The organism is Pradoshia eiseniae, from assembly GCF_002946355.1.
Classification (GTDB): domain Bacteria; phylum Bacillota; class Bacilli; order Bacillales; family Pradoshiaceae; genus Pradoshia; species Pradoshia eiseniae.
In genome coordinates, this window is sequence record NZ_PKOZ01000003.1 from 178,522 (window position 1) to 199,962 (window position 21,441).

A 21,441-nucleotide genomic window follows, 5' to 3' on the forward strand; every position below is an offset into this window, starting at 1 on the left:
TATTGTTCGTCTTTCAGGATTGTTTATAAGTTATGTCCCGGCCTCATTTTCTCTTCAGTCTAAGACCTCTGTTAAGGGGTCTTTTTTATTCGGAAAATAAATTTGAATTTTCATAAAGAAGAAGTATTATAGAAGAATAAAGATATTGTTTGGAAATGATCAGAATAGCTATTCAAGCACTCGCTTAATCTTAATGAGCATCCGAAGGAGTAAGACATATGAGAATTAGAGATTGGGATATTAACCTGAAAATCCGCTTACTTGGCGAAGCATTTGTGCAAATCGCCTTTTGGACGGTTTTTCCTTTCCTGGCGATTTATTTTGCTGAAAAAATGGGTGTGACTACTGCGAGCGCTCTCTTAATGCTTTCACAAATCATCGCGGTAGCATGCGGCTTATTTGGGGGCTTTTTTGCCGATCATTTCGGAAGGAGAAGAATGATGCTCATCGCTATTGCCGGTGAATTTCTTGGCTATGGAATTTTTGCGGCAGCGAGCCATCCAGGAATCGATTCAGCCATGATTGGGTTTATCGGCTTTACGATTGCGAGCTTATTCTCGAATATTTACCAGCCGGCCGCACAAGCAATGGTAGCAGATGTGGTAGAGTCTAAGGATAGAAGCTATGTATTTTCTGTCTTCTATATGATGATGAATATAGCGGTTGTCCTTGGACCTATAATCGGTGCTATTTTCTTCACAAACCACCGCTTCTGGCTATTGGTTGTCGTAACATGCGGGTCAGCGCTTTTATTCCTGCTGCTGTTCCTATTCTCCCATGAAACCATACCTGAAGGCACAGCTGTAACGAAAAAACCAATAACCTTCAAGGAGGTTATTAAAGGACAGTTTGCCGATTACAGGGTCATTTTTACCGATCGGGTGCTATTGCTTTTCATCCTGGCCGGAATTCTTGTTTCCCAAACATTCATGCAGCTGGATTTATTTATTCCTATTCATATTACAGAGACAGTAGATGAGGCACGCCTATTATCCATAGGAAATTTTGACCTCACCTTGAATGCAACGGAGCTGTTTGGACTCGTTGTAGCCGTTAACGGAGGCATTGTCGCTCTATGTACAGTACTTGTGACAAAATGGATGATGACCTATCCTGAAAAATATGTATTTGCCGGATCCTCCATCCTATATGGGTTATCCATTTTATTAATGGGGTTATTCCCTTACCCATGGATGTATATCCTTAGCATTATAATCTTCAGCCTCGCTGAACTGATGACCGTCGGCATTGCCCAAAATTTCGTCTCAACGATTGCGCCAACACACCAGCGGGCCATGTATTTCTCAGCTGCCCAGCTTCGTTTCAGCATTGGCCGGGTGCTCGCTCCGCTCTCAATCACTTTAGCGGGTCTTATTGGTTCTAGAGAGACGACTTATATTTTGGCTTTCGTTGCCTTTGCTTCAGCGATTATTTATCTCATCATGTATCGCCTTTACATAAAAAAGGAAATCAAGGCTGTTTCCATATAAGTCCTGCAGCAGCGCCCTTCGCTTGGGTGCTGTTTTTTTCAATCCAATTCGATTAGAAAAAGACTGATTCCATCTCCCTCAGGAAGATTGACCAGCCTATTTTATAACCTTTTTCTTTTCTCTTCAATTGCCTTTTTCCCGCTCCCATTCACTTCTTAGCTCATTTTCTCCAAGGGATGAGGTCAGCCGCCAAAATGATAGCGGCAAAGACAAAGGCTGTATAAGCAGCAAAATCTGTTTCTCCATAATTCTTGACCCCAATTGCGATATAGGCCCAAACAAACACGAGCGGATACAGGAAATTCTCTTCCTTTATCCTGAATAAAACGGCAAGAGCAGCCCCAACGATAAGCATGATTACGGTCCAGATTTCATCAGTCAAGCCAAAGCCATCCCAGCCATTCACTTTCAGTACATAGGCAATATTGACAATGGTAGCCACGCTGATCCAGCCAAGATTAATGGAGAAGGGAGCTTTCTCAAAGAAAGAAGCTCCAGCCTCGGTCAATTTCCTATACAGCATAATGAGACTGACTAAATACAGGAGCATAACCACGACACTTAGGGCGAATAGTTCATAATGCCACACAATAATCCAGCTTACATTGAACAAGCTGCTTAAGATAAACCACGTGCTTGTCTGTGTATAAACAGCGGAGTCTCCCCTGTCACCGACGAACTGTCTGATAATCCAAATTCCAATCAGCAAATAAATGAGAGACCAAATGGAAAAGGCATATCCTGCCGGTGTAATTAATACATTGATTTGATTGGATATTTCCCCTGTTGTCTTCCCGTTAATCGGCAATATATTGGCGAGTGCGTTTGTGATAATGACCAGCAGGAAGAAAATCGTATTCAAGATTTTTTTATTCATCAAGCTTCCCCTTCTTTATATATTTTAAGAATCCTATCCCCTATCTATGCCAAAATTAAACAATATAGAACACCAGCCGCAAGGAAGGTTGTTTTGGCTTCTTTCAGGGTAAAATGGTGAGGTGAAACCTTTCGCAAAGTAAAACGGTATATAGCTTATAAGAAGAAAGGAGTGTCTGTATATGAAAAGAGGAACTATTATTCTCATCAGCGGCATTGCCATTGTCGGAATTTTAATTGCCATGTTCGCGTCAAACTATAACAGCTTTGTTTCAGCTGAAGAGGATGTGGACCAATCGTATTCTCAGATTGAGACGCAGCTGCAAAGGAGAGCTGACTTGATTCCCAACTTAGTCAACACCGTCAAAGGCTATGCTTCTCATGAGGAATCAGTCATAAAGGATGTAACGGACGCACGGGCAAATCTCGCGAATGCGAATACCCCTGCAGACCAGGCAACCGCCAATGACGAATTAACCGGTGCTTTAAATCGCTTGCTCGTCGTCGTTGAAAACTATCCCGACCTGAAGGCAAACCAAAATTATCAGCAATTAATGGATGAACTTGCCGGCACAGAAAATCGCATTGCCGTAGCCCGCAAGGATTATAACGAGCAAGTAGCCGGCTATAACAAAAAGGTGAAGCGTTTCCCAGGTTCTATGATTGCTGCCATGTTTAATTTCGATGAAAAGGAATATTTCCGTTCTTCTGCCGGTGCCGACCAACCGCCGACAGTTGATTTTGGTACAGAATGATGCGCCAAAGATTATTCCTGATTCTAAGTCTTCTAGCAATCATTGCTTCAAGCTTTGCAGGGAATAGCGCTCACGCTGAAGTCCCAGAGCCAAAAGGAGATATTTATGTTCAAGATTTCGCGGGGGTTTTATCCAATCAGCAAAAGCAGGAACTGAATGGGCTAGGAAGGAAACTTGAAGACCAGACAAAGGCGCAAATCGCTGTTTTGACCGTAGATTCATTAGATGGTTCCTCACCGGAGGAATATGCGCTTGAAGCTTTCCGAAAATATGGACTGGGTGATAAGGAGCTTGAGAATGGCGTACTTCTTCTCATGGCATTTGAGCAAAATGATGCTGATAAATCAGCCAGGATTGAAGTCGGCTATGGGCTAGAGGGAGCGCTGCCAGATGGCAAGGTCGGCCGCATCCTCGATGAATACACGATGCCCTATTGGAAGAATGGCCAGCCAGATGAAGCCATCATTCTTACATACAAGCAATTATTCAAAGAGGTTGCAGCAGAATATGGACTTGATGAAACGGAAGATTCCAACATCGGCTCAGGAATACCGAATGAATCTGGCAGCTCAGAGCAAGATGGCGGAATGGCTGCTTGGAAAAAGATATTGATTGCGGCTATTGTCATTGTGTTCATCATCATTGATATGTCCTTCTTCGGAGGTACATTTACGTATATGCTACTCCATATCCTCTCTAGCATTGCAAGAAGCGGCGGCAGAGGAGGAGGCGGTCCTCGCGGAGGGGGCGGCGGCTCATCCGGCGGGGGCGGCGCTTCTCGCGGATGGTAAGATTCTATGTAAATATGAACAGGCGGGACCCTTCATTCGGAAGAGTTCCCACCTGTTTTTAGTAAATCAGATAGCATTGCCCCATTAAGGAAGCTTGACTGTTTTATCAGACTGAATGGATTCATAGCAGGCATCAATAACCCTCATGTTCTGCAGAGTATCAACGCCTGTATATAGCGGCTGTTTCCCTTCAAGTATGCACTCTGCAAAATGTTCAACCTGCATGAGATATTGGTCACAGGTGATAATCTCTTTTCTTGTCTCCCCCTCCGTCCTGATAATCAATGTCCCCTTATGGCCTTTCCGGTCGGGACGATAGGCATGCTGACAAATAATTTCTCCCTTGCTTCCAGACACCCTATATTCATCCCTCGATTTCATCTGGAAGCTGCAATCAAACATCGCTTGGATCCCATTGTCCATCCAAAGATGTCCGGTTGTTGTCATATCCACTTTAAACTTTGGATCTAGCTTGGAAAAAGCCTTCACCTCTGCCGGTTCTGCCTGCAATATATGGCGAATGGCATGTATATTATAACAGCCGACATCATACAATGCGCCTCCTCCCTTTTCAGCGGATAAACGGATATTATCTCCATCATCATCCAGGAAGAAGGAATGACTCGCATACATATAGTTCACTTCACCAATCTCGCCTGTTTTTATAATATCCTTCACACGTTTATGCTGGGCATGGAATTGGTACATAAAAGCCTCCATAAAAAGGACTCCATGACGGCTGCACACCTCCTGCATTTCCTTCATTTCATGCGCTGTTAATGAAGCAGGCTTTTCAACGAGAACATGCTTACCCGCTTTTGCAGCCTCCATTACCCATTTTGCGTGAAGATGGTTCGGCAGCGGAATATAAACCGCATCAATCTCTTCATCACCGAGCAAGTCTTCATAAGAATCATAAACCTTTGGAATGCCCAGTTTATCGGCCGCCTCCTTTGCCCTCCCGCTTGAGCTTGAGATGGCCAATGCCTCCCCCAGCGTGGAACGGTTGATAGCCGGAATAACCTGTGTTTGCCCGATGTTAGCTGTACTTAAAATTCCCCAATTTACTTTACTCATTTCCTGGCTCCCTTCAAGCTGGTATAAAATCGCTATAAAAAAAGAGCGAGATTCCTTTTGCAGGTGCTCGCTCTTGTGGTTATGTCTATTATAAGTAATAATGTGCATATTTGGCAATTTTCATTAAAATTTTATCTTTTGTGGAAAGTTTTTCGAAATAATCCAATGTAATTCTAGAAGAATCATCAAGATCTTTCTCCACTTGCTTCATCATTATATCGCTAAAGGGAGATTCATCCATGAATAGTGTCATTTCATCATTTAGGCGGAAAGAGCGTGAATCGATGTTTACCGTTCCTATAATAGGATACTTACGGTCAATCATCACAAGCTTCCCATGAAAAATCCCCTTCTCATACTGATACACCTTCATTCCATTTTTGAGAGCCTCCTTCACAAATGGATAGGCTGCTTGGGTGAGCATAAGCCCATCAGAATGCTTCGGCCACATAATCGTTATTTCCACTCCGCGCTTTTTCGCAGCCTTTAAAGAATCCATGAAGCGTTCATTATCAGGAATAAAATATGGGGTAGCAATGATAATATCTTCCTCAGCCGCATCAAACGCTTCTATAAGATCATCCACCACCTCATATCCGCTTGAGTATGATTTTAAATAATGAGAAGTGGTTCCTGACCCAGCTCTGGCAGTATGAATAGGAGGAGATTGGCCTGTGTTGTGTTTCCAATCATGGCAAAATTGCTTCTCAAAATCCTGTATGCCCTCTCCTGTCATCCTCAGCTGATAATCATGCCAGCTAGACTTCGTATACTTTTCCCCAACATTCATTCCGCCCGTATAAGCGACCTTCCCGTCCAAGATGGCGATTCGGCGATGATTCCGATGCTGAATGGTATACCATATATGCGGAAAATGAGGTTCGTTGCTATAGGTGACATGGACACCTGCCTTCTCGAGCTCTTTAAACCATTGGCGATTTCCTTTTAGAGATCCGGCACGGTCTACTGAATAGTAAACCTGGACCCCCTCCTTCGCTTTTCTTTTCAATAAATCAAAATATTGGCGGCTTGCTTTCCCGCTGCCAATTGAAAAGAAGTGGATATACACATATTCCTTTGCATTCTCTATATCCTTTGCAAAACGAGGATAAAAGGTATCCCAATCCGTATATAGCTTGAATTCACTTTGCCTGATGGGATAGACAACCGGCTTGCTGTCCTCCTTAGCGGCTTCTCGACCATTTCTAATATCCTGATGAATCCACGTTAAGAGCAGGCCAAAAAATACTAGCAAGATTCCAAGCGCCCATAAGACCGTGTATATAAATTTCTTGAACATACCATACTCCTATCAAGTCTTTATTTCTTGTTAGTATGTAACAAGAGATACACTTTTATTGGTGTACTTGGTAATACAAAACAGAAAAAAAGAAATCCAGAAGGTTTATGTACCCACCTGGATTTCTATTGTTTAGCAGCTGTGGCTGCCTTCTTCACTTTTTAGCTTAGAGCCCGTTTTTCCATGAAGGAGGTCACCTTCTGTAGATTTAATAATCTCATCGGTAACAGTATTTGAAATAACGGTAGCAACCATTTGCAGCATATCGTTTACTTCAATTTGTGATTGCTTAAATTCTTGGACGATCGGAATTTCATCAAGTTCCCTTTCGACTTTCGCCAATTTCTCCTCCGTTTTTTTCAAGGCTTCTGTTTTTCCGTAATGCTGGAAGTTGACCGCTTGCTTTTGCAGTCCCTTAATGACAGACATTAGCTCAGCGACAGTTTGATTACTGTTTATTTGTGCTTCCGCTCTTTTAAAGAAGTCTACCTCTTCTGTATCAGAAATCATTCTGGCCAAATCTTTTGCCTTATCAATAATTTGTTCTTTCGTGAATTTCTCCATTTATACGCCCACCTTTTCCCCTTTTTTCTCCAAATCCATCTCTTGTACCATCTCACCGTTTAACGACCAGGTCTTTGCATCTGTAATCTTCACTTTGACAATCTTGCCGATAGCTGATTTTGGACCTGCAAAGTTAACTAGCTTATTCTTCGTTGTATAGCCAGCAAGCACATCTGGATTATTCTTGCTTTCCCCTTCAACAAGCACATCCAGGATTTGCCCTTTATATAGCTGGTTCTTTTTAAGCGCCATTTCATTCACAACCGCATTCAAGCGCTGAAGCCGCTCTTTCTTCACTTCCATCGGCACATTATCCTTCATCTTCGCTGCTGGAGTACCCTCCCGCGGAGAATAGATAAATGTATACGCCAAATCATATTCGACTTCCTTATAAAGGGAGAGCGTTTCTTCAAACTGCTCATCCGTTTCGTTCGGATAACCGACAATGATATCCGTCGTTAAGGTGACATTCGGAATGGCCGCCTTAATTTTCCTGACGAGCTCTAAATATTGTTCACGTGTATATTTACGTGCCATGATTTTCAGCACTTCGTTATTGCCGGATTGAACAGGCAAGTGAATATGGTCCATCATATTGCCGCCTTTAGCAAGCACCTCGATCAGATGATCATCAAAGTCTCGAGGGTGACTTGTTGTAAAGCGGATGCGCGGGATATCAATCTTGCGGATTTCCTCCATCAAATCGCCTAAACGATAATGACGGTCTTCAAAATCCTTCCCGTACGCATTCACGTTTTGGCCAAGTAAGGTGATTTCCTGATAGCCTTGCGCTGCCAGACCGCGGATTTCTTGAATAATATCCTCCGGTCTGCGGCTGCGCTCCTTGCCCCGCGTGTATGGAACAATACAATAGGTACAGAATTTATCACAGCCATACATGATATTGACCCATGCTTTAATATTGCCTTTTCGCACCTTCGGAAGATTCTCAATAATGTCACCTTCCTTCGACCAAACCTCGATAACCATTTCCTTGGACATATAGGCATCCATCAGGATCTCTGGCAACCGGTGAATATTGTGCGTGCCGAAAATCATATCAACAAAAGCATGCTTCTTAAGAATCTTATTGACGACGGACTCCTCCTGAGACATACATCCACAAACCCCAAGCAGCAGGTCGGGCTTGCTTCTCTTCAGGCTTTTCAGATGGCCAAGTTCCCCGAACACTTTGTTTTCGGCATTCTCTCGGATGGCGCATGTGTTCAAAAGAATGACATTCGCATCATCCACCTTATCAGTCGGCTTATAACCTAAAGCCATCAAAATTCCGGACATGACTTCCGTATCGTGCTCATTCATTTGGCAGCCATATGTACGGATATAGAATTTACGTCCTTCACCCATACCTTTGTATTTTTCATTAATGTTAAAATCTTGGTGATAGCTAATCGCTTCTTTTCCACGCTTCTTTGCATCCTTCAAGGAAGGGGGCATATAGACAGCTTCAAAATATTTGCTGTAATCCTTATCAGGTTTCTTTTCAGATTTAGCAGCGGCCGAATCTAATCGTTGCTGTTCGTTCATAAAAATCCCCTTTCTATCCAATTTCATCATTTATGGAAAAAATTCCACGGGATTGGTAATAGGTAAGTTTACATTAAGTAAGTATAAAGCTTTTAGGGGAATTTCACAATATGCTGGAAGCTTATGCAGATTAGGAAAATGACCGGTCATATAAAAACCGCACCCATTTTGATGAGCGCGGCTGTTTTCTTCCTACAAAGCAAACCCAATATCCTTCATCGGCCAATAGCGCATTTTCACCTCTCCGACGATTCTCTCCATCGGTACGAAGCCAAAAACACGGCTATCCTTACTGTTCGGCCGGTTATCACCTAATACGAACATTTGGCCTTCCGGAACTTTCTCTTTCCCGGTCAGCTCCTGTAATGTAAAATCCTCCGTGAACGAAGCCCCCTGATCCTGACTGGACCTTAGTTCTTCGAGATACTCTTCTTCATAAGGCTCCCCGTTAATGTATAAAGTATCATCCTTCATTTCAATCGTATCTCCAGGGAGTCCGATGACTCGTTTTACATATTTATCAGGCGAATCCGTTGCATGAAACACAACTTCATCAAACCGGTCTATATGAGTGATCTTGCTTAAGATGACGCGATTGCCGTCCTGTAAGCTAGGCATCATTGATTCACCCCTAACTGTTGTGGGCAAAAAGATAAATTGACGGCTAACGAGCACTACTATAACCGCAATTAGGATGGGTTTAAGCCATGAGGCAATTTCTTCGATTACTTTCCGGTTGTCCATTCCTCTTTATTACTCCTTCCAAACTGTTCTTGATGGAGGATAAACCTATCATTTTCTCCTTACCAATATTTCCCCAAAAATCCTCTTACAAACGGATAATCGCATAATCATTTCCCCAAAACACAAAAACAGCCGCCAATAAATAAAGGCGACTGATGGATTCCATTCATTATTTTATTAGATTCAATTGCTTGCCAGCTCGTTCAAAGGCACTTAATGCCTCCTCCAATTCCTCCTTGGTATGCTCAGCAGTCACTATTGTACGAACCCTCGCCTTGCCCTTGGCAACCGTCGGAAAGACGATTCCTTGGGCAAATACACCATATTCCAATAACCGGTCAGATAACTCATAAGCTGCCTTATCTTCACCAACGAAAACGGGCGTGATAGGTGTCTTGCTCTCTCCAATATCAAAACCGAGGGATAAAAGCCCCTCCTTAAAGAATCTCGCATTCTCCCAAAGCTTTTCAATTAATTCAGGCTCACTTATCAGCACATCAATAGCGGCCATATTCGCCATTGTCACTGCAGGTGGATGCGATGTGCTGAAGAGGAATGGACGCCCTTTATGAATCAAATAGTCTATTAAAGCCTGCGGACCTGCCACATATCCCCCAAGCACGCCAATTGCTTTACTTAATGTGCCAACCTGTATATGCACACGGCCATCGAGTCCGAAGTGATTGACGGTACCGCGTCCGTTTTTGCCTAATACACCTGAAGCATGCGCATCATCAACCATAACAAGGGCATCATATTTCTCTGCCAGTTCTACGATAGCAGGAAGCGGGGCAATATTCCCATCCATCGAAAACACACCATCCGTCACAATCAAGCGCTTACGGTAGGATTGCGTTTCCTTTAATGCTGCTTCAAGGCTCTCCATATCCACATGGGTATATACTCGGCGAGCAGCCTTTGTCAGCCGAATTCCATCTATTATTGAAGCATGATTAAGCTCATCAGAAATAACGACATCCTTTTCCGTTAAAATGGCTGAAAGAACGCCCTGATTGGTCGTAAAACCGGATTGGAACACTAATGCCGCTTCTGTATGCTTAAATTCCGCAAGCTTTCGTTCAAGCTCTGCATGCATCTTAAATGTTCCTGCAATGGTTCGCACAGACCCCGTCCCTACACCATATGACCGAATGGCCTCCATAGCCGCATCGCGCAGGCGAGGATGAGAGGTGAGCCCCAAATAATTATTAGACGATAATTGAATCACCGTTTTCCCTTCAATCTTCACCTTCGAGCCTTGCTCCGTATCTAGCGGCACGAGTGTTCGAAATACCCCATTTTCCTTCATCTCATCTAACTCAGCTTGTAAATACTCCAACCCTTTCAATCTCATTCCTCCTCACAAATTAATGGTTCAATTCTATTAGCTTAAGGCAGTAAGACAACCTTGCCGCATTGGCCCTTGATCATTAAGTCAAACCCTTTCTCGAATTCCTCGAGAGGAAACTCGTGCGTTATGAGCTTTCCTGCATCAATCTGGCCTGATTTCAGCAAACGTGACACTTGCTGCCAGGTCTTAAACATTTGCCTCCCTGTAATCCCCTGGACGGTCAATCCCTTGAATACAATGTCATTGGTCAGATCAATGGAGACAGGTTTAACGGGAAGGCTTAATATGGACACCCTACCGCCATTTGTCGCCATCTTGAACCCTTGATTGATTGCATCGGGATGACCGCTCATTTCACAAACAATATCGACACCAATATTGTCTGTCAAATCCTTCATGGTTTCGAGCACATCCTCTTTGGCAGAATTGATAACGGCATCCGCTCCCATGTCCTTGGCTAACCCCAATCTATATTCATTGACATCGAGCGCAATGACCTTTGATGCTCCTGCAGCCTTTGCTACTCCAACCGCCATGATTCCGATTGGACCACACCCAATCACAGCAACCGTACGGCCGGCAATCTCTCCTGAGAGAACCGTATGAACGGCATTACCCATCGGTTCCTGTATGGAAGCCATAGCGGCCGGCATATCTTTTGGGTTCACCCATATATTTCGGGCAGGAAGGGCAACGTATTCAGCAAAGCACCCTTGTGTATCGACCCCTATTATTTTTGTCTCTTGGCAAATATGGAACTGCCCCGTCATACATTGAGGACATCTACCACAGACGATATGTGTTTCTGCAGATACATGATCGCCTATATTGATACCTGTAACGGACGCACCAATCTTGACTATTTCTCCTGAAAATTCATGTCCGAAAGCATAAGGAGGATTCACTCTGTTCTTTGCCCAGTCATCCCATGTATATATATGCACATCAGTCCCGCAAATGGAGGTGGCCATCACCTTAATAAGAACCTCATCCTCCTTAATGGTTGGTATATCAATCATGCTCAATTCAGCACCAAATCCCCTTTTAGCCTTTACTACCGCCTTCATTTTTCCGTCCAACTTCCCCACACCCTTTACTAGAACCTGAATATTACAAAATTTTAGAATAGTTAATACCTTTTGTAAATAGCGATTCCTTCTGGTAGAGACATCTGGCTTTTCTGCGGATATTTTTCTATTATAATTTCATCCACTCCTCCTTCTTGCCTTTCTGATGCGATTAAAGAATGGCATAAGAAAAGGACAGATATGTTTTCACAAACATTTCTGCCCTTTTCATACTACTTACATAAATTCCGCCGTTAACCGATCAAAATCATCCTGAGTTAATTCAAGATTTGCCGCAGCTAGCGGCTCTTCGGAGTACCCGGAGACTAATTCCTGATAGGATGGCTGTTCCGTATTTTGATAGATCAAGCCTGTTACGAGCCCATCATGCTTCATAAGGGTTTGCATGGCCATTTCCTTGTTATTCGGATCATAGTCTTCAATCGTGCTTAGTTTCGTTAAGTTCTCCTTAAACCAATCGTACGTGTTGATTTTGTTATAGGTCACACAAGGACTGAACACATTAATTAAAGAGAATCCCTTATGACGGATGCCTGCCTCTATCAGTGCCGTCAAGTCCTTTAGATCACTTGAGAAGCTTTGCGCCACGAATGTAGCCCCAACTGACAGCGCCATTTCCATCGGAGAGATAGCCTGCTCAATCGAACCTGAAGGGGTTGATTTCGTTTTAAAGCCAGCGGCTGAACGCGGAGAGGTTTGCCCCTTTGTCAATCCGTAAATTTGGTTATCCATGACAATATAGGTAATATCGATGTTCCGCCTGATGGCATGGACCGTGTGGCCCATCCCAATTGCAAATCCATCTCCGTCCCCGCCTGAGGCGAGAACCGTCAATTCCCGGTTTGCCATTTTGACCCCTTGTGCAATCGGCAGCGATCTTCCGTGAATGCTATGAAAACCATAGGATTGAATATAGCCTGATATACGGCCTGAACAGCCAATCCCGGAAATGACCGCTAGCTGGTCTGGTTCAAGGCCCACATTAGCTGCGGCCCTTTGGATGGATGCCTGAACAGAGAAATCTCCACAGCCAGGGCACCAGTTTGGTTTGACATTATTACGAAATTCTTTGAATGTAGCCAATTAAACCAGCTCCTTGCATGTAAAATACACTTCATTCGGCAAAAACGGGTTGCCATCATATTTCAATATCTTCGTCAGCTTGTGAGCATGGCCAACATTCATCTTCATGAGATTAGCCAACTGGCCGGTTGCGTTATTCTCTATAACAACGACTCTCTTGGCCTTCTCTATATGCGGCAGCATCTCCGCACTCGGGAAGGGGTGAATCAGCCTGACATGCACATGATTAACCTTCACGCCATCAGCCTCAAGCCGCGTCATTACTTCCTCAATCACCCCTCTGGTGGAGTTAAAGCCTACGAGGAGAAGGTCTGCCTCTTCATGGGCAGCATTGATATGAAGGGGATTCTTGAAATTGACTGACTCAATCTTGCGCATCCTCTTATCCATTTGAGCGACCCGATTAGCCGCTACTTCTGAAGGCTTGCCCGTCTCATCATGCTCTACTCCTGTCACATGGTGAATGCCGTTCTTCATCCCCGGAATTGTCCTAGGCGATATGCCATCCTCAGTTACCTCATAACGCTTGAAATAAGATTTGTCGGTAATCTCCGGCAATTCCTCCTGAACTAATTTTCCTCGTCTAACTTCCACCCTGCTGAAATCAAGCGGTTCGACCGTCTGCTTGCCCAGGGATAGCTGCAGATCGGATAAAACAATGACAGGGCATTGATACTCCTCTGCTAAGTTAAAAGCCTCCACAGTGTCATAAAAAGCCTCCTGCACCGTGCTTGGCGCCACGACAATCTTTGGAATCTCTCCATGCGTACCATAGATCATGGCCATTAAATCTGATTGTTCCTGTTTCGTCGGCATTCCAGTGGATGGTCCTCCCCTTTGGGTGTCAACAATAACAAGCGGTGTTTCCGTTATGCCGGATAAGCCGATTGCCTCCATCATGAGGGATAGTCCTGGACCGGCGGATGCCGTCAGGCTGCGGACTCCGGCATAGTTAGCGCCAATCGCCATCGTACAGGCGGCAATCTCATCCTCTGTTTGAATGACCGTTCCTCCATACTTCGGCAATTGTTTGATTAGATATTCCATAATCTCAGAGGCCGGTGTGATTGGATAGGCAGCCATGAAACGCGCCCCGCCAGCAAGTGCACCCATAGCAATCGCATCATTTCCAATCATAAATAAACGTTTTTGGCCGTCAGCCTCTGCTAATTGAAGGATACCAGCCTTATCGCCAAGCTTTTCAATCATATGGTCATAGCCAGCCTTGATGGCATTCAGGTTCTTCTCCACGACCTGAGGTCCCTTACGGCCGAAGATTTCCTCCACCACTTCTGTGAAAACAGCTATGTCTAGTCCCATGACAGCACTAGAAGCCCCGATAGCAACCATATTCTTCATCAAGGATGTCCCAAGCTCTGTTGATATCTCTGTAAACGGAACAGCATATAATGGCGCATCCGCATCAGCAGGAGCAACCGGGCCAAATTTAGCATCCGCCAAAATAATGCCATTGCTATGTAATTCCTTGTAGTTCACATCAATTGTCTCTTGATCAAATGCAACCAGTACATCCAAATCATCCGCAATCGAACGTATTTCTTTCGTACTGACTCTTATCTTATTATTTGTATGACCGCCTTTAATTCGGGAAGAAAAATGACGGTATCCGTATAAATAATAGCCTAGCCGATTTAATGCAATCGAAAAAATCTCACCTGTACTCTCAATTCCCTCGCCTTGCTGCCCTCCAACTTTCCATGAAAGTTGATCGATCATTTGCCCTACACCCCTTCTAGTCCCTCATAAATGCGTATTTCTATCAAATAATGAATTTGCTGCCAAATCTAGTAAAAGAATCATCTAAACGTATTTAATATTAAGCGTACTCCCCGAAAAGCGCAACCCCTTTAAGGTAATTTGTCAAAAAATTATAAAAATAATCTTTTTAAAAGCGGGACGCGAAATTCTCATATAAAAATCCGCAGACATCTTCTTCTCTATAATACTTAAGCAGCTCATTCACTAAGTTCTCATATGCTTCAACTTTGTCTAACCCAATAACAGTCTGCTCAATCCCGTCAAAGTCAGAGCCAAAGCCCACATGCTCCTTACCTCCAAGGGAACAAATATGGTCCAGATGATGAATGACATCAGCTATAACAGCGCTCGTCCTTTTCGTAAGGAAGTCAGGAACAAATGTTATCCCTATTTGACCATCATGATGAATAAGTGCTTTGATTTGGTCATCAGTCAAATTCCTTGGATGCGCAACGATGGATTGACAATTTGAATGAGAGGCGATCACCTTCTTATGCAGCTGGAGACAATCCCAAAATCCTGCCTCTGAGAGATGGGAGACATCACACCAGCATCCTGCTCCATCTAAAAGAGTAACCGCCTCCTTCCCTAACCTTGTCAGCCCTCCCTGTCGCTCCTCCAGTGCTCCATCTGCAAGGGCATTCGCATGATTCCATGTCAGTCCCACAGAGCTGACGCCAAGTCTCAGCAAGGTTCTGAGACGCAGCAGGTCCTGTTCAATACAATCACATCCCTCAAGCGCAAGGATTGCTCCAATCTCCCCCTTTTTCAAGGACGTAAGATCATCTTTATTTCTGATAAACCTCAAGCCTGCATCCTTGATAATTCTCTCAAAAAAAAGCTCCACCATTGTTAATGCGGCTTCAAATCGCATGGAAGGATGAATGGCTTCAGGTACATAAATGGCAAACATTTGCACCGAGACACCCGCCTTTGTCAATCCGGCCTTCGTGACATGCAGCATAGGCCCGTCTATAAAATTTATGTTTGGTTCTAAGAGCATTTTCATGAGTACATCACAATGAGCATCAAATATTTTCATCGTTTGTTTTCCCCCTAAACAGCATAAAAAAGAGCATCCCCTTATGAAGTCGATATCATCATCCTATCACTTCATGAGTCCGCTCTACAATCGCTTATCGAGGCTCAATAATTAATTTTATGGCTGTTCTTTCCTCGCCTTCAATCAGTATATCTGTAAATGCCGGAATACAAATCAAATCAACGCCACTTGGAGCAACAAATCCCCTTGCAATCGCTACTGCCTTCACTGCCTGATTGAGCGCACCAGCACCAATAGCCTGGATTTCTGCTGCGCCCCTTTCACGCAATACACCTGCCAGTGCTCCGGCAACGGAATTTGGATTCGATTTCGCTGATACTTTTAATATTTCCATTTCTGGTCCCCCTCATCTTATTCCAATACATGTCCCCTGGTGAAATTGCATTTTCTGTTAACTATATTCAGATGAGGGATAAGTTATGCCATGCAAAAAGACCAGCCCGCAGGCTGGTCTTTAGTTCCTCTTCAATAGAAGAACGGATGGTCTTCATTAATTAAGATACGTTCTGTTTTGATGGCTTTTCCGGTTTTCGGGTCCAAATCGATAATGACACCGCTCAGGACAGTGCGTCCTTCTTTTGGCACTTCGAATCTTACTGGCATGGACGTGAGGAATTTCTTGATGACAGCTTCCCTTTCCATCCCCAAAATACCATCATACGGACCAGTCATTCCGACATCAGACATATAGGCCGTACCATTTGGCAATATGCGATTATCGGCTGTTTGCACATGTGTATGGGTTCCGATTACAGCAGATACTCTTCCGTCTAAATACCATCCAAGCGCCTGCTTCTCGCTAGTCGCTTCTGCATGGACGTCAACAAAGATGAACGGCGTGCGTTTCGCCGCCTCCTCGACAAGCTTATCCGCTACTAAGAACGGGTCATCTAGCGGAGGCATGAATGTTCTTCCTTGAACACTGATAACGGCTAATTCATATTGGTTCATCTTCAAGAACTTCAAGCCCGCTCCCGGTGTTCCTTCCGGGAAATTACCAGGACGCACCAAATATTTCGCATCACCAATAAACTCAAAAATATCACGGTTATCCCACGAATGATTACCAAGAGTAATCATATTTGCCCCATACTCCAGTAATTCTTTATAGATTTTCTCAGTGATGCCGCGTCCTGCCGCAGCGTTCTCTCCGTTGATAATTACGAACTGGGGACGGTATTTATCCTTTAGTTTCCCCAAGTATTCCTTTACCATATTTCTTCCCGGCGAGCCAACAACATCACCGATAAATAATAGCCTCATCTGATTTAATTCCTTTCATATGCCTCGGTTGTCCTTATTCTAGTGTGTCACATAAATAAGAACTGTGACCAGCAATCATTCAAAAAAATAAAGCGGTGAAAATCACCGCTTTATTTTGCATATTCAACTGCTCTTGTTTCACGAATTACGGTTACCTTAATATGTCCAGGGTAATCCAGTTCATCCTCTATCCGTTTTCGGATATCCCTTGCCAAACGATGTGCCTCTAAATCATCAATGCTCTCTGGCTTGACGATAATCCGCACTTCACGGCCAGCTTGGATAGCGAATGATTTCTCTACACCCTCATAGGACTCAGAGATATCTTCGAGTTTCTCAAGACGGCGAATATAGTTTTCAAGCGTCTCGCTTCTTGCACCAGGACGTGCTGCTGACAACGCATCAGCCGCCGCAACAAGAATAGCAATAATGGATTTTGGTTCGGTGTCTCCGTGATGGGAAGCAATACTATTGATTACAACAGGATGCTCCTTATACTTCGTCGCCAGCTCGACCCCAATTTCAACGTGACTTCCTTCTACTTCATGATCGATTGCTTTTCCGATATCATGAAGCAATCCAGCCCGTTTGGCCAAAGTAACATCCTGGCCAAGCTCCGCTGCCATCAAGCCGGAAAGGTACGCCACTTCCATTGAATGCTTAAGTACATTTTGACCATAGCTCGTACGGTAACGCAAACGGCCTAAAATTTTGATCAAATCTGGATGCAGGCCATGAACGCCGACTTCAAATGTAGTTTGTTCCCCAATCTCGCGGATATGCTCATCAACTTCTCTTCTAGCTTTATCCACCATTTCTTCAATTCGTGCTGGATGGATACGACCGTCTTGAACAAGCTTCTCAAGAGCTAATCTTGCTGTCTCGCGGCGAATTGGGTCGAAACCAGATAGAATGACGGCTTCAGGTGTATCATCGATGATCAAATCGATGCCTGTTAGCGTCTCGAGCGTCCGGATGTTTCGGCCCTCACGTCCAATAATTCGACCCTTCATCTCATCATTCGGCAGATTGACGACCGATACCGTCGTTTCGGCTACATGGTCTGCAGCACAACGCTGAATGGCAAGTGACAAGATTTCACGCGCTTTTTTGTCCGCTTCTTCCTTCGCCCGGTTTTCACTCTCTTTTATCATGACTGCGATGTCATGTGAAAGATCCTTTTCCACCCGATCAAGGATAATGGATTTTGCTTCTTCTCTCGTTAGGCTGGAAATTCGTTCAAGTTCAGATTGCTGAGCTCGAATTATCTCATCCACTTTGCTTTCCATCTGTTCAATATGCTGTTGTCTTTGGTTTAGAGAATCTTCCTTTTTCTCAAGCACGGATTCACGCTTATCCTGTGAATCTGCTTTACGATCTAGATTCTCTTCTTTTTGTAGAATTCGGTTTTCCTGTCTCTGTAATTCAGCTCGTCTTTCACGAACCTCCTTTTCAGCATCAGTCCGAAGTTTATGAATTTCATCCTTTGCTTCCAAAAGGGATTCCTTCTTCAAGGCATCCGCTTCCCGCTTTGCGTCTTCAATAATTTTTTCAGCCGCATTTGTCGCTCCGGAAATTTTGGATTCTGCTATGGATTTTCTTAACAAATAGCCAACAACTGCACCAACAATTAGGCCAAGCAAAATGGAGATGATAGTGATTGGATCCATCAATACACCTCCTCTTGCTATAATTTTTTTTAATCTCTTTTACTACATTTTCACTCTTGCTTGTACATCATTTTTAAAATATACAGCATTATCAATTTCACGTATGTCTTTTAAAAAGAAATTAATACATTTCTATTGTAAAGTTATGAAAATTTGTTGTCAAGAGCAAGTCAGAATGCGATTCGCGCTCATTTTTTGAAAATAAAGACAGTTTTCTAGACGCGCATCTCTATCCGTGAATTTTCCATCTCTTCAAAATTATGAAATGCGCATTTTCCTAGTTTATCTGAAGAAAATTTGCTCAAATTATTTTAAGAATGAAGAAGAGGCACACCTAAAGAATAGGCTGCCTCTTCCTTATTTAATGTCTTATTCTAGGTCAAAACCATCCATCATATCTTCATCTTCTTTTGGTGCCTCGATAGCGACATCTGAATCTAATCCATACTCAGCACGGATTTTTTGCGTAATCTCTGCACGGATATCAGGATTTTCCTTCAGGAATAGCTTAGCGTTCTCACGTCCTTGGCCAAGACGTTCGTTATTGTATGCGTACCAAGATCCGCTCTTTTGAACAACATCCAGCTCTGAACCAATATCGATGACTTCGCCTTCTCTTGAAATCCCTTCACCATACATGATGTCAACTTCTGCCACACGGAATGGAGGAGCGACCTTATTTTTAACAATCTTGATTTTCGTTCTGTTACCGACAATATCAGTGCCTTGTTTCAATTGTTCGGCACGTCTTACCTCAAGACGAATCGTTGAATAGAATTTAAGCGCACGACCACCAGGAGTTGTCTCTGGGTTTCCGAACATTACTCCAACCTTCTCACGGATTTGGTTAATGAAGATGGCAATCGTATTGGATTTATTGATTGCGCCGGATAATTTACGAAGAGCTTGAGACATCAAGCGAGCTTGCAAACCAACGTGAGCATCTCCCATTTCTCCTTCAATCTCCGCTTTAGGGACAAGAGCCGCAACGGAATCGACAACGATGATGTCAACAGCACCGCTTCGCACCAAGGCCTCAGCAATCTCAAGCGCTTGTTCTCCTGTGTCCGGCTGTGAAAGTAATAATTCATCAATATTTACACCAAGCTTTTGTGCATAAGCAGGATCAAGAGCATGCTCAGCATCGATAAACGCCGCTTGTCCGCCTTGAGCCTGGACTTCAGCGATGGCATGCAAGGCAACCGTCGTCTTACCGGAACTCTCTGGTCCGTAAATTTCAATAATTCTCCCGCGCGGATAGCCGCCCACACCAAGTGCTGCATCTAAAGCTAAGGAACCGCTTGGAATGGTTGATACCTTTCTGTCAGCTCTTTCTCCTAATTTCATGACTGAGCCTTTACCAAATTGCTTCTCGATTTGTTTTAGCGCCATATCCAGCGCAGCTTGACGATCACTCACTATTTATTTCCTCCCCATATCTATATGAAAACAATTGCCTATAATCTTGTTAGAACATATTTATACTATACCTCATCCGTGTCCATTTGCCAAGTAAAAAACCGAACATTTATTCGTATGATTTTCATAGGGGAAAGCAGCATAAAAAAGAAAAACCCGCGCTGTATACCCAGTCTTTCGAAACAAAAATAAGGGTAAGTTTAAATTTTCCCGGATTATAACACAATGAATTTTCTTAACAATATCTATAAGTATATAAGAAATGGAAAAGGGACCCATGAAATGCTTCCAAGGCCCCTTTTTATACAAGCACAGAATGCTGGTTATTGTTTTAATTGGTGCAATAAGAAATGACAGCCGTATTTTACGCTTCGCACTCGGTTTCCTTCCCGCATGCCGCCAAGGTTCAGTTTCTTCGCAAACGGCTCACGCCCCGGCAAAGCAAGGCCTACAAAAACAGTTCCAACCGGATTTCCTTCCAATTCATCAGGCCCGGCGACTCCAGTAAAGCTAATGCCGACATCAGAACCAAGCAGCTTTTTAATATTTTCAGCCATTTCGATTGCACAAGCTTCACTGACGACACCATGCTCTTTAATCGTTGAGTCACTGACTTGCAAGAGTTTTTGCTTAGCTTCGTTTGTATAGCAGACGATTCCGCCCTTCAAAATAAGCCCCGCTCCCGGTATTCCAGTTAATTCCTCTTGGAACATACCGCCTGTTAGACTTTCTGCCGCAGAAATGGTCCACTTTCGTTCTTTCAAGAGCGCGATTGCTTCTTTCATGAGTGTCGTATCATTGTATCCGTAGAAATAATCTCCTACACGGCTTAGGATCTGTTCCTCTGCCTTTCTGATCATTTCCTCGGCACCTGCTGACGTTTCATGCTTAGCCGTAATCCGGAGGGTAACCTCCCCGTTCGCTGCCAAAGGAGCAATTGTCGGGTTTGTCTGCGCATCCAGTATGTCTTCAATATCCGTTTCCAGCTGCGACTCTCCTATGCCGAAAAAGCGTAGAATCCTTGACTCAATCCGCTCTCTTGTTCCCATGTCCTTCAATAAGAAAGGCTCCAAGTAATCTTTGTACATCGGCTGCATTTCACTTGGCGGGCCAGGGAGAAGAACATGAATATGCTCTCCGTGAGAAACAGCCATTCCCGGAGCCATACCATGATGATTTGGAAATACTTCTGCCCCTTCAATCACCAAAGCTTGCTTACGGTTATTTTCAGTCATCTTACGGCTGATTTTTTCGAAGTAGTCCTCGATGTTTGCCATTGACTTATGGTCAGTAATCAGCGTCTTCCCTATGTATTCAGCAACTGTCTCTTTCGTCAAATCATCCTTTGTTGGACCAAGACCGCCCGTATAAATAATCAGGTCAGCTCGTTTCTCCGCAGTCTCAATCGCTTGTCTAAGCCGGTCCTGATTATCTCCCACCACGGTGTGGTAATAGACATTCACGCCGATCTCAGCTAAACCCTTCGAGATAAACTGCGCATTTGTATTGGCAATCTGGCCAAGCAGCAATTCGGAGCCGACTCCAATAATTTCAGCATTCATTCCACTCACCTTCCATTC

Annotated in this window: 19 protein-coding genes; 3 read left to right on the plus strand and 16 right to left on the minus strand. The window is 43.8% G+C overall.

The features are described 5' to 3' along the window. Window positions 1-218: 218 nt before the first annotated feature. Complete coding sequence (locus CYL18_RS07820; RefSeq protein ID WP_104848929.1) at window positions 219-1,490, plus strand: MFS transporter; 1,272 nt, start codon at window positions 219-221, stop codon at window positions 1,488-1,490. A gap of 160 nt (window positions 1,491-1,650) precedes the next feature. Here the strand turns inward: CYL18_RS07820 and CYL18_RS07825 are convergent, their stop codons facing one another. Beyond that, the gene (locus tag CYL18_RS07825; protein ID WP_104848930.1) at window positions 1,651-2,367 is read right to left on the minus strand and encodes a tryptophan-rich sensory protein; all 717 of its coding nucleotides are present in this window, start codon (window positions 2,365-2,367) and stop codon (window positions 1,651-1,653) included. 181 nt (window positions 2,368-2,548) lie between these two features. On the opposite strand from CYL18_RS07825, the gene CYL18_RS07830 reads away from it, so the two are divergent. Together CYL18_RS07830 and CYL18_RS07835 are read left to right on the plus strand one after the other, a co-directional pair. Further along, window positions 2,549-3,121, plus strand: coding sequence for a LemA family protein (locus CYL18_RS07830; RefSeq protein WP_104848931.1), 573 nt, complete (start codon window positions 2,549-2,551; stop codon window positions 3,119-3,121). After that, window positions 3,118-3,912: a TPM domain-containing protein gene (locus CYL18_RS07835; protein ID WP_104848932.1), complete on the plus strand. Its 795-nt coding sequence runs from the start codon at window positions 3,118-3,120 to the stop codon at window positions 3,910-3,912. The genes CYL18_RS07830 and CYL18_RS07835 overlap by 4 nt, the downstream gene beginning before the upstream one ends. Before the next feature lie 84 nt (window positions 3,913-3,996). Here the strand turns inward: CYL18_RS07835 and CYL18_RS07840 are convergent, their stop codons facing one another. The 15 genes from CYL18_RS07840 to CYL18_RS07910 all read right to left on the minus strand — a co-directional run bounded on the left by CYL18_RS07840 (window position 3,997) and on the right by CYL18_RS07910 (window position 21,423). Further along, complete coding sequence (locus CYL18_RS07840; protein WP_104848933.1) at window positions 3,997-4,989, minus strand: Gfo/Idh/MocA family protein; 993 nt, start codon at window positions 4,987-4,989, stop codon at window positions 3,997-3,999. Between the two features lie 88 nt (window positions 4,990-5,077). Continuing rightward, entirely contained in the window at window positions 5,078-6,289 is a 1,212-nt protein-coding gene (locus CYL18_RS07845; protein ID WP_104848934.1) for a phospholipase D-like domain-containing protein, read from the minus strand. 132 nt (window positions 6,290-6,421) lie between these two features. Beyond that, window positions 6,422-6,853: a RicAFT regulatory complex protein RicA family protein gene (locus tag CYL18_RS07850; RefSeq protein ID WP_104848935.1), complete on the minus strand. Its 432-nt coding sequence runs from the start codon at window positions 6,851-6,853 to the stop codon at window positions 6,422-6,424. Further along, a complete protein-coding gene (miaB, locus tag CYL18_RS07855; protein ID WP_104848936.1) occupies window positions 6,854-8,401 on the minus strand; it encodes a tRNA (N6-isopentenyl adenosine(37)-C2)-methylthiotransferase MiaB in 1,548 nt (515 codons plus the stop codon). It lies immediately after the preceding gene. Between the two features lie 192 nt (window positions 8,402-8,593). Next, entirely contained in the window at window positions 8,594-9,145 is a 552-nt protein-coding gene (gene lepB / locus CYL18_RS07860; RefSeq protein WP_104848937.1) for a signal peptidase I, read from the minus strand. 169 nt (window positions 9,146-9,314) lie between these two features. Beyond that, a complete protein-coding gene (locus CYL18_RS07865) occupies window positions 9,315-10,493 on the minus strand; it encodes a glycine C-acetyltransferase (protein ID WP_104848938.1) in 1,179 nt (392 codons plus the stop codon). 41 nt (window positions 10,494-10,534) lie between these two features. Beyond that, window positions 10,535-11,575, minus strand: coding sequence for an L-threonine 3-dehydrogenase (gene tdh, locus CYL18_RS07870; RefSeq protein ID WP_201741254.1), 1,041 nt, complete (start codon window positions 11,573-11,575; stop codon window positions 10,535-10,537). A 225-nt stretch (window positions 11,576-11,800) separates the two neighbouring features. Further along, entirely contained in the window at window positions 11,801-12,667 is an 867-nt protein-coding gene (locus CYL18_RS07875; RefSeq protein ID WP_104848939.1) for a 2-oxoacid:ferredoxin oxidoreductase subunit beta, read from the minus strand. Further along, a complete protein-coding gene (locus CYL18_RS07880) occupies window positions 12,668-14,404 on the minus strand; it encodes a 2-oxoacid:acceptor oxidoreductase subunit alpha (RefSeq protein WP_104848940.1) in 1,737 nt (578 codons plus the stop codon). Between the two features lie 169 nt (window positions 14,405-14,573). Continuing rightward, the gene (locus CYL18_RS07885) at window positions 14,574-15,488 is read right to left on the minus strand and encodes a dipeptidase (protein WP_104848941.1); all 915 of its coding nucleotides are present in this window, start codon (window positions 15,486-15,488) and stop codon (window positions 14,574-14,576) included. A gap of 94 nt (window positions 15,489-15,582) precedes the next feature. Continuing rightward, window positions 15,583-15,843, minus strand: a complete 261-nt coding sequence (spoVS, locus tag CYL18_RS07890) for a stage V sporulation protein SpoVS (RefSeq protein ID WP_104848942.1) — start codon at window positions 15,841-15,843, stop codon at window positions 15,583-15,585. A gap of 131 nt (window positions 15,844-15,974) precedes the next feature. Next, window positions 15,975-16,772 (minus strand): TIGR00282 family metallophosphoesterase, encoded by a 798-nt coding sequence (locus CYL18_RS07895; RefSeq protein ID WP_104848943.1) that lies wholly within the window; start codon window positions 16,770-16,772, stop codon window positions 15,975-15,977. 110 nt (window positions 16,773-16,882) lie between these two features. Further along, the gene (gene rny / locus CYL18_RS07900; RefSeq protein WP_104848944.1) at window positions 16,883-18,442 is read right to left on the minus strand and encodes a ribonuclease Y; all 1,560 of its coding nucleotides are present in this window, start codon (window positions 18,440-18,442) and stop codon (window positions 16,883-16,885) included. 369 nt (window positions 18,443-18,811) lie between these two features. Further along, window positions 18,812-19,861: a recombinase RecA gene (recA, locus tag CYL18_RS07905; RefSeq protein ID WP_104848945.1), complete on the minus strand. Its 1,050-nt coding sequence runs from the start codon at window positions 19,859-19,861 to the stop codon at window positions 18,812-18,814. A 323-nt stretch (window positions 19,862-20,184) separates the two neighbouring features. Continuing rightward, window positions 20,185-21,423, minus strand: a complete 1,239-nt coding sequence (locus CYL18_RS07910; protein ID WP_104848946.1) for a competence/damage-inducible protein A — start codon at window positions 21,421-21,423, stop codon at window positions 20,185-20,187. Window positions 21,424-21,441: the final 18 nt, after the last annotated feature.

Coding starts and splice junctions, on each gene's coding strand:
- lepB (WP_104848937.1), bottom strand. CDS start 9,145: ATGGACAACCGGAAAGTAATCGAAGAAATTGCCTCATGGCTTAAACCC.
- CYL18_RS07840 (WP_104848933.1), bottom strand. CDS start 4,989: ATGAGTAAAGTAAATTGGGGAATTTTAAGTACAGCTAACATCGGGCAA.
- CYL18_RS07880 (WP_104848940.1), bottom strand. CDS start 14,404: ATGATCGATCAACTTTCATGGAAAGTTGGAGGGCAGCAAGGCGAGGGA.
- CYL18_RS07895 (WP_104848943.1), bottom strand. CDS start 16,772: ATGAGGCTATTATTTATCGGTGATGTTGTTGGCTCGCCGGGAAGAAAT.
- CYL18_RS07830 (WP_104848931.1), top strand. CDS start 2,549: ATGAAAAGAGGAACTATTATTCTCATCAGCGGCATTGCCATTGTCGGA.
- CYL18_RS07845 (WP_104848934.1), bottom strand. CDS start 6,289: ATGTTCAAGAAATTTATATACACGGTCTTATGGGCGCTTGGAATCTTG.
- CYL18_RS07885 (WP_104848941.1), bottom strand. CDS start 15,488: ATGAAAATATTTGATGCTCATTGTGATGTACTCATGAAAATGCTCTTA.
- CYL18_RS07850 (WP_104848935.1), bottom strand. CDS start 6,853: ATGGAGAAATTCACGAAAGAACAAATTATTGATAAGGCAAAAGATTTG.
- spoVS (WP_104848942.1), bottom strand. CDS start 15,843: ATGGAAATATTAAAAGTATCAGCGAAATCGAATCCAAATTCCGTTGCC.
- miaB (WP_104848936.1), bottom strand. CDS start 8,401: ATGAACGAACAGCAACGATTAGATTCGGCCGCTGCTAAATCTGAAAAG.
- rny (WP_104848944.1), bottom strand. CDS start 18,442: ATGGATCCAATCACTATCATCTCCATTTTGCTTGGCCTAATTGTTGGT.
- CYL18_RS07835 (WP_104848932.1), top strand. CDS start 3,118: ATGATGCGCCAAAGATTATTCCTGATTCTAAGTCTTCTAGCAATCATT.
- CYL18_RS07910 (WP_104848946.1), bottom strand. CDS start 21,423: ATGAATGCTGAAATTATTGGAGTCGGCTCCGAATTGCTGCTTGGCCAG.
- CYL18_RS07825 (WP_104848930.1), bottom strand. CDS start 2,367: ATGAATAAAAAAATCTTGAATACGATTTTCTTCCTGCTGGTCATTATC.
- CYL18_RS07820 (WP_104848929.1), top strand. CDS start 219: ATGAGAATTAGAGATTGGGATATTAACCTGAAAATCCGCTTACTTGGC.